Source organism: Planktothricoides sp. SR001 (assembly GCF_001276715.1).
Taxonomy (GTDB): domain Bacteria; phylum Cyanobacteriota; class Cyanobacteriia; order Cyanobacteriales; family Laspinemataceae; genus Planktothricoides; species Planktothricoides raciborskii.
The window spans coordinates 55,391-66,775 of sequence record NZ_LIUQ01000029.1 but is presented as its reverse complement, the minus strand read 5'-3'; the positions used below and the strand labels follow the sequence as shown (position 1 = coordinate 66,775).

Annotated in this window: 9 protein-coding genes; 7 read left to right on the top strand and 2 right to left on the bottom strand. The window is 43.6% G+C overall.

Features of this window, described 5'->3' with window-relative positions; genetic code table 11:
* The 7 genes from AM228_RS31055 to AM228_RS17240 form a co-directional block, all read left to right on the top strand.
* The coding region (locus AM228_RS31055; protein WP_082348927.1) for a PAS domain S-box protein at positions 1-4,331 on the top strand (4,331 nt) is incomplete at its 5' end.
* 812 nt (positions 4,332-5,143) lie between these two features.
* The gene (locus AM228_RS17260; RefSeq protein WP_054467483.1) at positions 5,144-5,530 is read left to right on the top strand and encodes a response regulator; all 387 of its coding nucleotides are present in this window, start codon (positions 5,144-5,146) and stop codon (positions 5,528-5,530) included.
* 390 nt (positions 5,531-5,920) lie between these two features.
* Positions 5,921-6,172 (top strand): DUF1816 domain-containing protein, encoded by a 252-nt coding sequence (locus AM228_RS17250; RefSeq protein ID WP_054467477.1) that lies wholly within the window; start codon positions 5,921-5,923, stop codon positions 6,170-6,172.
* Positions 6,173-6,732: 560 nt separating this feature from the next.
* Positions 6,733-6,954: a hypothetical protein gene (locus AM228_RS29825; RefSeq protein ID WP_072160814.1), complete on the top strand. Its 222-nt coding sequence runs from the start codon at positions 6,733-6,735 to the stop codon at positions 6,952-6,954.
* A gap of 80 nt (positions 6,955-7,034) precedes the next feature.
* Complete coding sequence (locus tag AM228_RS29820) at positions 7,035-7,283, top strand: hypothetical protein (protein ID WP_072160813.1); 249 nt, start codon at positions 7,035-7,037, stop codon at positions 7,281-7,283.
* Positions 7,284-7,670: 387 nt separating this feature from the next.
* On the top strand, positions 7,671-9,053 hold the full coding sequence (locus AM228_RS17245; protein ID WP_156331857.1) for a serine hydrolase: 1,383 nt from the start codon (positions 7,671-7,673) through the stop codon (positions 9,051-9,053).
* Between the two features lie 58 nt (positions 9,054-9,111).
* On the top strand, positions 9,112-9,996 hold the full coding sequence (locus AM228_RS17240; RefSeq protein ID WP_054467518.1) for an alpha/beta fold hydrolase: 885 nt from the start codon (positions 9,112-9,114) through the stop codon (positions 9,994-9,996).
* A 38-nt stretch (positions 9,997-10,034) separates the two neighbouring features.
* Here AM228_RS17240 and AM228_RS17235 read toward each other — a convergent pair whose 3' ends face one another.
* A complete protein-coding gene (locus tag AM228_RS17235; RefSeq protein WP_156331856.1) occupies positions 10,035-10,319 on the bottom strand; it encodes a DUF1816 domain-containing protein in 285 nt (94 codons plus the stop codon).
* 62 nt (positions 10,320-10,381) lie between these two features.
* Entirely contained in the window at positions 10,382-11,371 is a 990-nt protein-coding gene (rlmB, locus tag AM228_RS17230) for a 23S rRNA (guanosine(2251)-2'-O)-methyltransferase RlmB (RefSeq protein WP_082348926.1), read from the bottom strand.
* Positions 11,372-11,385: the final 14 nt, after the last annotated feature.

The following is an 11,385-nucleotide window of genomic DNA, read 5'->3' as shown; positions in this document are numbered from 1 at the left end:
AGGCAAATACCCAGGCAAATACTCAGGCAAATACCCAGGCAAATATCACACATCAAGGGTCTGCCGTTGAGCCAAATGTGCGAGATTTATTCCATGATTTCGTGGCAGAGATTCAAGATTATGCCATTTTTATGCTGGATGCCGAAGGCAGGGTGACAAGCTGGAATGCTGGAGCCCAAAGAATCATGGGATATACAGCGGCAGAAATTATTGGACAACATTTTTCTAAATTTTACCCAGAAGCCGATCGCCTAGCCGGTAAACCCGAACAAGAATTACAACTGGTAATGACGGCGGGTCAATGTGAGGATGAAGGCTGGCGACAAAGGGCTTCGGGCTTAAAGTTTTGGGCACAGAATACGATTTATGCTTTATATGATGATTCTGGTAGCGAATCTCTCAGATTGAATGGGGACTGGACACAGGTTGAAACCGCCAGGGTGGTTGGCTTTTCTGTGATTACCCATGATTTGAGCGATCGCAAACAAATCGAAGAAGAACTCTGTTTGTTGAACCGTTCCCTGAGAACTATTTGGGAATGTAGCCAAGCAATGGTTCGCGCTTCTGCGGAGTCAGAACTCCTGAATGAAATTTGTCGCATCATTGTGGAAATTGGCAAATATCCCCTAGCTTGGGTGGGACTGACAGAAGCATCCCATATCGTCAAACCTGTTGCCTGTAAGGGTATTCCCCTCAAATATATCGAATCTCTGAATTTAAACTGGGATGACCCTTCGACCGAATTCGATTCCATTGGCAAAGTGATTAGCACAGGTCAACCTTATATTTGTCAGGATATTTGTCAGGATATTTGCCCGGATAGTCTCACTACTGCCGATCTTACCCCGTGGCGAGATTGGGCGATCCGGCATGGCTATGCCGCCTGTATTTACTTGCCATTAATTAGCCGTCCCCTGGACGGGGAAATGCGAAAAACCAAAGACAAGAAACTGATGCAGCAATCACCGCAAAATATCGTAGGGGGGAACGGCAGTTCGCCCGTACAGTGTTTTGGTGTCTTAACGATTTACGCCACCGAAGCCAATGCTTTCGATCATCAGGAAGTGAAACTGCTGCAAGAACTGGCCAATGATTTAGCTTATGGGATTATGGCCCTGCGCGATCGCAAAGAATTGATTCAAGCAGAAGCTGCCCTCCGGGAAAGTGAACAACGTTACCGACAGCTTGTGCAACTTTTACCGGATGCGATTATTATTCACAATCAAGGCACCATTGAGTTAATTAACGCTGCCGGAATTAAGTTACTCACCGGAGATGTCTTGCGGAATTATCCGGGGTATTCCCATAGCGATAATTATGAAAATTGGCCAGAAGATAAGGGAGATTTTCGCTCTTTCGGGGCAAATTTAGTTGGGCGTAAACTAAAAAACTTTATCCAAGAAATCTCCAATATTTTTGAAGACCCTATTTCCCCAGTTTCCGACTCACCTGAAGCGATTCCATTTCGAGAAACCACAATTCAGCGACTTGACGGCCAAGTCATACCCGTTCATGCTGCATCAATTACCTATCAGTATCGAGAAGTTTCATCCGTATTAACGGTGTTGCGGAATATTAGCCAACGGAAAAAAACCCTAGAAGCTTTACAAGAGAGCGAACAAAGATTTAGAATTACCTTTACAGGTGCGGCCATTGGTATGGCAATTGTGGGATTAAATGGAGAATTTTTAGAAGTCAATTCCGTATTACAAGCTATGCTGGGATACACCGAAAGCCAACTGCGATCGATGACTTTAATTCAAGTCACTCATCCCGATGATTTGGCAGTGGGGATTCATCTATTCCAGCAGATGTTGCAAAAAAAATGGGAAAACTATCAAATCGAGCAGCGCTATATCAATTCAAGAAGTCAAGTGGTTTGGGGGAATCTCAGTGTTTCTATCATTAGAGACCGGGAGAATATTCCTCAATTTATTATTGCGATGGTCGAAGATATTACCGAGCGCAAACGAGCAGAACAAGAGTTACGACAATATCGCGATCATCTCGAAGAGTTAGTCCAACTTCGCACCAGAGAAAAAACTCGCTTAATTATTTCTTTGCAAGAAACCAATGAAAAACTGCAAAAAGAAGTCAGCGATCGCCGTCGGGCAGAGTCCGAATTACTGCGAGTTACCCAAGCCGTAGAAAGTACCAGTGATGCGGTGGCCATGACCGATCTCAAAGGGTTAGCCACTTACCATAACCCAGCCTTTTTTAACATCTTTGGCTATACCAAAGAAGCAATTAATTCCGCCGGTGGACTGTGGGAAATTTTTGCTAATCGAACCCTAGGCGAAGAAATTTTCAATAAAATTATTCAGGGTGAAAGCTGGAGCGGAGAAGTCCAACTGCGGACTCGGAACGGTCAGTTATTAGAGAGTTTTCTGCGAGCGGATGCGGTCAAAGATGAAAATAATCAAATTATTGGGGCGATCGCGGTTAATACGGATATCACTCAAATTAAACAAGCTGAAGCTATTGCTAGGGAAACCTCCGAACAACTTCGTAGCTTAATTAATGCCATGCCAGATATTGTCTGCTTTAAAGACAGTCAAGGGCATTGGAAAATCGCCAACCAAGCCATGATCGAACTATTAAACTTGCAAGATATTAATTATCAAGGAAAAACTGACATCCAACTGGCAGCAGAAATTGAGGCTAACTATGGCATTTCTAACTATCGAGAAGCCCTAACCCTCTGTAGGGAAACTGATGAAATCGCCTGGAATCAAAGCACCATTTCTCACTCTGAAGAAATCATTCCGGGTCGGGATGGACGTCCCAGAAACTTTGAAATGACTAAAGTCCCCTTATTCCACTCAGATGGTTCTCGCAACGCGATTGTAGTGATTGGTCGGGATGTGACCGATCGCCGTGTCGCCGAAGCTGCTTTAATCCGTTTAGCCTCCATTGTCGAATCCAGCGATGATGCGATTATTGGCAAAACCCTGGATGGCATCGTTAAATCTTGGAATGCTGGGGCAGAACGGATTTATGGCTACACTGCTGCTGAAGTGCTGGGACGTTCAATTTTGTTCCTGAGTTTGCCCGATCGCGCCTCGGAAGTGCCGCAACTCCTCGCCGGAATTGGAAAAGGAACCAGTATTGACCACTATGAAACCGTACATCGACGCAAAGACGGCCAACAAATTCATGTTTCTCTCACCCTATCTCCGATCAAAGACCGCAAAGGTGAAATTATCGGCGTCTCAACCATTGCCAGAGATATCACCGATTTAAAGCGCGTCGAAGAAGCTTTAGAAAGAATTCGGCATCACAACGAGTTAATTTTAAACTCTGCGGGAGAAGGCATCTGCGGTCTGGACGAACAAGGAAACACCACCTTTATTAATCGATCTGCCGCGCAAATGTTGGGCTATTCCATCACCGAACTACATGGTAAGCCTTTTAGCATCATTCTCAACTCAAATTCTGCCCCGATCTATGCAGCCCTCAAGGATGGATCGGTTCACCATGCGACAGATGCCGTATTTTGGCGCAAAAACTGTACGACATTCCCCGTAGACTACATTTGTGTACCGATTAAAGAACAAGGAAAAATTGTCGGGGCGGTTGTCACCTTTAATGATATTAGCGATCGCCTGGTGATCGAACGAATGAAAAACGAATTTATCTCCGTCGTCAGCCATGAACTGCGTACCCCCCTGACCTCAATTCGTGGCGCTATGGGACTTTTAGCCTCTGGCGTCCTCAAAAGTAACCCGGAAAAAGCCCAACGAATGCTCGACATTGCCGTAGCGAATACCGATCGATTAGTTCGCTTAATTAATGACATTCTGGATTTAGAGCGCATTCAATCGGGTCAGGTGACAATGCGGCAGCAAATGTTTGATTTGGCTGACCTAATGGTACAAGCCAGTGATACCATGCGATCGCTCGCAGAAAAGGAGGGAATCACTCTCATCGTCGAGCCTTTGTCCACCCCAGTCTGGGGAGATAGCGATCGCATCTTTCAAGTTTTAACCAACTTACTCAGTAATGCCATCAAGTTCTCTGAACGTTCCACCTCGGTCTGGTTTAATGCCGAAATCCAAGAAAAATCTTTCAGCCCTGGGACAACTCGCAGAACCTTACTAATTAGGGTCCAAGATCAAGGACGCGGCATTCCTCCTGACAAGCTAGAAACGATTTTTGGTCGCTTTCAACAAGTAGACTCTTCTGACTCCCGCAAAAAAGGAGGCACCGGCCTAGGTTTAGCGATTTGCCGGAGTATTATTGACTATCATAGAGGTCAAATTTGGGCAGAAAGTCAGCCCGGTCAAGGTTCTTGTTTCTATGTCAGTTTACCCTTGCCCTCGGAAATATGACCGGAAAATACCACTGGTAATTCCCCTGGCAATTCTCCACGGGAAAATCTGACTGAATCAAATCCCCCATCTGCCACAAATTCTCAGAGATAATCTCTGAGAATTTGTGAAGATGTAATCAGGGGCAATTTTGGCTGAAACAATTTAAGCCTGCCCCCGCTTTCCCCCGCGAAAGCGGGGGAAAGCGGGGGGCGGGGGTTTTTTTCCTAAATACTGGCTTTCATAGCATCAGCTTCGCCTAAATCTATTAGGTTTCACCCAAAATTACGAAAATTTTTTGTCAAAAAAGTCAAAAAAACAATGGATTTGTTAAATTTTTGTAAAAAGTTACAGCAAATTTTGTCAAATAGAATACAATTAATTATGATGATAAGCATAAACCTAGCTTAGGCTGGGCATCCCCAAACCAATCAAGGTTTTTGTTACACCCGTCAAAATTATGATTTCAATTTTCTAGTGCTAGACCTGGTGCTAGACCTAGTGCTAGACAATGAATTTTGAGCGTTAAATTGGATCCTGGAAAACCGCCTGCCGATTAAATGCGAAATTGAGCAGCAACCCGATCGCAATACACTACCTAAATCCTTAACAAACAAAAGGTTTGGCCAAACGACAAAATCAAAGTCAACTAAATTTTATTTGACAACAACCGGCAGCAAAGAAAAATATATTAATAGATTGTCAAGCCATCTAATTTTTTTAGATATTATTAGATATCAATTGAGGTAAATCCCTGACTTATTGATAAAATAATTGGCTGATAATTGCCATAAAATTATGTACAACCACTCCAAAAGACTAGGAGGAAACCTGTGACCACAAAAAGAATCCTAGTGATTGATGATGAAGATGATATTCGCGAGGTAGCTCAACTCAGTTTAGAAATGATTGGCGGCTGGGAAGTCGTGGCAGCTTGTTCTGGAGAAGATGGTTTGGCCTTAGCATTAACCGAACAGCCAGATGCAATTTTACTGGATGTAATGATGCCAGAAATGGATGGCCCAGCAACGTTTAATCAGCTAAAAGCCAATCCTAAAACGCGAAAAATACCCGTAATTTTGCTAACCGCTAAAGTTTTATCAGCGGATCAAAATCGATTCTCCGATTTAGGGGTGACAGGAATTATCGCCAAGCCGTTCGATCCGATGAGTTTAGCGAATCAAGTCGCGAAGACCTTGGGTTGGCCATTCTTAACATGATACCATGACGGGACTTGGCGATCGCCAAGTCCCACCTTCATGTCAGAATATCTGAAAATTTATCATGGGCTGGCCATGATAAATTGCTAAATTGCTAAATATTTATGGCATTGATGGCAAAATTCAGTCACCGCCAACCCAGCCCCGCCATTACTATCTGGATCTTCGGTTTCCCAAGGGAATTGTTCATCCCGCAGGCGATCCCATCACCCTAGCTCCCCAAGACGGATCAACACGGAGCAACACATCCCCGCTTGTTCTTAAAACAAAATTTTTTAACGAAAACAGGGGATCTATAGTTTCTAGTTATGTGGTGTCGTTGAACACCCAGATTTATCGTGTATTTTTTAAAATCATAGTGATCTGGGAAAATTATTTGGACACCTTATTATGAAGTTATCTGAAATCCTTGAAGATACTTTTAGCTCTTATATGGACAAAGCAGGATTAGCCTGGTGGATAGAAATTATTACCGCTGAACCCAAGTGCATTTACTATTTCGGGCCATTTGTCACCAAGCAAGAAGCCGAAATTGCTCACTTAGGTTATATAGAAGATTTAGAAGCAGAAGGCGCCCAAGGCATTGAAGTGAACATTCAGCGCTGTCACCCCGTAGAATTAACCATTTTTGACGAATCATAGTTGGAAAAATATCGCCACCGTTCCGGTAGGGATAGCACTCAGAATTTACTGATTGCTGATCTTTATTAAGGATTAAAGAGCGATTAAAAACCGATTAGAGAGCGATCGCCCTTTTAAAGGTAAGCTTGACCAGGACTTGGTGCTGGTTACAGGGGGAAAATTTTTATTTCGCAATCCGCGTCTAAAACCCCCTTAATCCATTTTCGGTTGCCTCAAAAAATCTAACGTTCTTTCCCGGCAAACCAATAACCAATAATCAATAACAAATAATTAATATTTAATACGTAATAAGTAATAACTATTAATCAATAACTAATAACTAATAATTTTGATTCGGGATCTCCTTTTACAAGATTTATACTTTGAGCCAGAACCGGCGATCCGGCAATATCTCGGATCCTTTCAGCCAAGGTCTTAAGGGAAAATATAATTTTTTTTGCTCCCCGATGATTTCTTCACAGCATCTTCACATTTAGCGGATAACCTCATGGTTAGAATCAAATTAAAAACGCATTCATTCAAATTCCGCCGATAAAAAATCAACCAAAGAGGTTCTCGGTATGCTCTCCACCTACTTCACACTATTAACCATTGCGCTGATATCGATCTTCGTGTATCTGCGTAGTGGGCATGATGTCCCCTCAGTAGTTGCTGCTTTGAGTGGTTTTGTGTGCTTTGTGTGGGGGTTTGCCGTGGCACCTTGGGGCGTGCAATTGTTAATTATGGGTCTTCTGTTTGGCGTTGAGCGGTTCTACTTTGCAGATATCCGCGCTACCAGATAATACCGTAATCTTTTCCGCCAATTAACCTGCTTCTTTTTTTAATCATTGATAAAAACCTCTCAAAAATGTGAAGATCCATTATGAACACTTGTCCTTGTTGCTCTACCCCACTGCTCCGGCACGCTCGCCATAATGGTGTTTATTTATTCTGCACTCATTGCTGGCAAGAAATGCCTGACCTCGACTCTATCGTTCAAGATCGTCATCAACGAGTCCAAAGATTAGAGCGTTTGGTCAGTATTTCCTCCGTATCGGTGCTTAACAAATCAGTGGTTAATAAAAAAGATACTATGACCCATCATTCTCATACTTTGATGAATGTAGTATAGACAAGACTTTTAGGGTCAAACAATCATAAATATCCCAAGAAAAATCAAATTTTATATGACTACCTCCATCGCCCGGCTTTTTGTCAAAAAAGCCGGGCTTTATTTGTTATTTGTTATTTGTTATTTGTTATTTGTTATTTGTTATTTGTTATTTGTTATTTGTTATTTGTTATTTGTTATTTTTCCAAAGGGAAAAGTGAATATTTTTCTTTCATATGCTTCCTCTCCACTCTTTCATCAGCATCCTCTTTCCTCTCCACTGCCGCTGAGTCCAATAACTAATAACGAATAATAAATAACGAATAGGTATAAAATATTACCTGTTGCCGATTAAGCTTTGTACAATATAGGATCCTAGATGTCTTTTGGATGGTGTGAGGTAGTTTGGTGTATCAACGCAGAAGAAGTGTGGATCGGCGTAAATATTTAGCGATCGCGCTAACCAGTTCATTGGGTCTAATCTTGGGAATTTGGGTGCCTTCCCCTGAAGCTAAATCACCCCCATCTAGCGATCGGGCTTGTTTACCGCCAAAAAATCAGCCCCGCATTCAGGCAAATATGGCGGTGCAGTCAGTTGATTCGGTCGAGGCAAAATCGACAGAAGCTCTGTGTTCTGCTACGCCACAGGAGTCGGTAGCTTTGACTTTTCCCGATAGTCAAAGACTGTTACAGCAATATGATGCCCTGTCACAACATTTACAAGTGGTAGAAAATCAAAAGTTGCAACAAGTTGGGCTTAAATTGTTTTGGGATCAAGGGATGAAACTCGCCACCCAAGCGACTGAGTTAGGGAAAAATGCTGGGGCTAATGTCCAGAGTCTTCAAAAAACCAAATCTCTCTGGCAAGAAGCCATTGATACTTTAAGCAAAATTGATCCAGGGTCAGAGTATGGCGATTCCGCTTCAGCGGATCGCTACGCGAACCGCGCTCGTGAGAAAATTGCCAGCTACCAACAGAATTTAGCTGACATCACCTATCGCTTAGAAGTCGCCCAATCAGATTTTTTAGCGGAAATTGCCCAACGCAGTGGACTATCTAATCAAGCAAAAATTACCATTTGCCATTTGCAAAGTCATCGGTGTCGTCGTTTGCGGGGCAACGAATATCCCCGCTCCGCCGCCAGTTTAATGAAATTGCCGGTGGCAGTGGCCGTTATGCATAAATTAACCACGGAAAATATTCGCTTTGACACTCCGATTTATGTGGATCCGAGTAACTTTACCGAGGATGCCTCAGAGATTGGGGTGGGTCAAAAATATCCCATTGAAACGGTGTTAAAAGAGATGATTGCCAAAAGTAGTAATATTGCGACGAATCAACTGATTGATTATTTGGGATGGGATTATATCAATCAAGTGTTAGCAGAACGTGGATTTAAAGATATGCACATTGGGTTTAAAATGATGGGAGATCGCATCATGCCCAGCAACCCTGGTCATAGTCGCAACCTGTTGACCAGTGATGAACTGACGGAGATGATGATGCAAATTTATAATCGCCAACATCTAGGGGATGAACGATTAATTTTAGCCTTAGAAAGTCAGTACGATCGCGCTTTAGGATTTGCCGGAATTGAGTCTGCTATTGGTAATTGGCTTGGGGAAAAAACGGGTCAAACTTCCGAAGTTTTAGGCACAACTTTAGCCATGAATCTTTTCGGTGAAACTTACATTATCACGGTAATTGATGATGGTTACTACAGTGAACCGACGATTCGCCAAGTGGTTTCTGAAATTGCGGAGTATATTTTACGCAACGGACATTTATGATCGGAACAAATCACCCATAACTAATTTTCAGAAAATGCTTAATAAAATGCTTAATAAAATGCCAAAAAGTCGATACAATTCTCAAAACAATTCTCAAAACAATTCTCAAAACATTGTGGATCTGAATTTCAACATAAAAGGTCAAGGATTTCCGATTCTTTGCTTACATGGACATCCAGGTTCCGGCGGTTGTATGTCTGTATTTACCAATCATTTGTCTCAAAGATTTCAAGTAATCGCGCCAGATTTACGGGGATATGGCCAAAGTCGGACTCAGACAGAGTTTCAGATGCACGATCATTTGCTGGACTTAGAAGCACTGCTGGAACGATTAAATATTGAGCGTTGCTTGCTGTTGGGCTGGTCTTTGGGAGGGATTCTGAGTTTAGAATTAGCCCTGACAAATCCAGAAAAATTTACGGGGTTGATTTTGGTGGCTACGGCAGCCAGACCTCGGAGTAATCATCCCCCGGTCAGTTGGCAGGATTTGTTTTATACCGGCTTATGCGGCATTTTGAACTGGATCAAGCCAGGGATGCAATGGAACATCAACCTATTGGGGAAGCGATCGCTGTTTCGTTACTTGATTCAGCAACATACCCCACTGGCTTATCAGTATCTCGCTCAAGAAGCGATCGCGGCCTATCTTCAAACCAGTCGGCAGGCAAACCAAGCCTTAAATCATGCCTTGAAATTGGGCTATAACCGAATCTCGGAAATGTCCGAGATCCAATGTCCTTGTTTAGTATTAGCAGGATCAGAAGACCGACATATTACGGCGGCATCCAGTCAAGAAACTGCCAACCGGATGAAAAATTCCCAGTGGCAGTGCTATCCGAATACCGCCCACCTATTCCCTTGGGAGATCCCAGGGAAAATGCTCACAGATATTGACCAGTGGTTGGCTTTTAATCCCCAGATTGTTAGCTTTTTAACAAATTAGATTTTTTATGGTTGCTGGACAGATTGACTCCTCCAAGTTTAGAGGTTGAAAGCAGGTTTACCAGTGGGGCTGGGGATTTCTTCCAGGTCATCAGAGATGGTGAGCAGATTGGGTTTACAGCGTTTAACTAGAAAAGCAATCCCCTGAGCGCCTTCTTGTTCAAGATCGTCGATATATCCAGATTTGGCAATTTCTGCCTCGGTTTTGGTAAAAAAAGGCCCGAAATAGTAGGTACACCGGGGAGTTTCTGTAACAATTTCTACCCACCAGGCTAATCCAAAATAATTCAGTAAGTTGATCATCAGTTCTTTGAGTGTTTTCATATACCTCGCCATGTCACCAATCGATTGTTTGCTGCTGTGGGCTTTTCCAGCGCCCTGAATCTTTAAATTTCTTTATACTCCCTGGTCTTTATTTTTTCAATGTTATCGGCTGTTTTAATTTTCAGATGTAGCTGTTGCTGCGATCGCTGACGATAAATCTCGTACAGAATCATTCCCGTAGCTACAGACACATTCAAACTAGGGGTTTTTCCTTGCAGGGGAATCGAAACTAATTGATCGCAACAGCGTTGTGTCAACAAGTTTAAACCCTCTCCTTCGGAACCGACCACCAGGACGGTGGCTTCGGTGAACTGCACAGAAGACAAGGAATCACCCGCCTCTGCCGCCGCGCCATAAATCCAGAAGCCCGCCTCTTTTAATTGTTCCAAAGCTCGACTTAAATTGACAACCCGGGCTACAGGAAAAGATGCTAACGCGCCCGCTGCCACTTTCATCACTGTGGACGTGATCCCCACTGCCCGACGCTGCGGGATCACCAGCCCTTGCGCCCCGATCGCTTCGGCGGTTCTGACGATCGCCCCTAGGTTATGGGGATCCATAATGCCATCAGATGCTAACAAAACAGGTTTTTCCACCGCCGACCGAGCCTGGGTGATTAAATCGTCAAGCTCCCAATACTTATAGGGCGCCACCTGCGCCACCACCCCTTGATGATTGGATTTGCCGGTCATCTGATCTAACCGGCGGTAGTCCACTTCATCAATCACCGTGCCATTGGCTTTGGCTTCGATCAGTAAGGTATGAAACCGGGGATCGTAGCGTAATTGCGGGGTAATCCAAATTTTGTTAATACTATGTTCTTGGGCCAAGGCACTGAGAACGGGATGGCGACCGTAGATCAGGTCATCGGTGCGATCGCTTTCTTGCTCCTCGCTGGGTTGGGGTTCTGCCTGGGTACGATCCAGGGGGGGCTGAGATTTATGAGCATGGAGTCGCTCGGACTTCTGGTGAATTTTTGGTTTAGAGCTTGACTTTGACCCAGAGAAGCGAGGTTTACGTTCGGGGTTGGGGATATATTTTTTATCAGCCATGTCAGGATGTCCTA